This window comes from Vibrio sp. 970 (assembly GCF_033339075.1).
This window is the reverse complement of record NZ_JAWOTW010000751.1, coordinates 1-531: the sequence shown is the minus strand read 5'-3', so window position 1 is coordinate 531 and position 531 is coordinate 1. Positions and strand designations below refer to the sequence as shown.

Sequence of the window (531 nt, the reverse complement as noted above, 5' to 3'; positions counted from 1 at the left end):
ATTGCTTCATCAAATGCAGCAAGCAGCTCTTTGTTGACCTCATCCATGTTTTGCTCAGGAGTTTCCATCACACCAGGCCATTGCATGACTTGAAATGGATTGATGCGGCTAAGCTCACCAGTCATGTGCATAACTTGTTCAGCAGCTTTAATCACTTGGGTTGCCAACGCTTCGTTGATGCTAAGCTCGGCTTTTGCTGCAGGGTTCGCTTCGAAACGAAGGCTACATTCCACTTTTCCTCGCGCTAGACGTTTACGAAAACGCTCGCGTAGAACTGGTTCTAAAGCTCGGAATTGTTCTGGCATGCGGAAATAGGTTTCTAGGTAACGCTGGTTTACACTGCGGATTTCCCATACCGCTGAGCCCCAATCGCCTTTTACTTCTTTGCGCGCATACGCAGTCATACTGTAAATCATCGAATTTTCCTGTCTTCATTTTTTGAAAATTACCTAGAGAGTGTATCACGGAGCGGCAAGAGGTGCGCGGGCTGTCTTACATCAGTGTCTCGCAAATATGCTCCCAGGAAATGTT

At 46.9% G+C, this 531-nt stretch carries 1 protein-coding gene; it reads right to left on the bottom strand.

The features are described from left to right. Nucleotides 1-416: YicC/YloC family endoribonuclease (locus tag R7Q11_RS29000; protein WP_318094488.1), on the bottom strand; the 416-nt coding region annotated here is incomplete at its 3' end. Between the last annotated feature and the right edge of the window lie 115 nt (nt 417-531).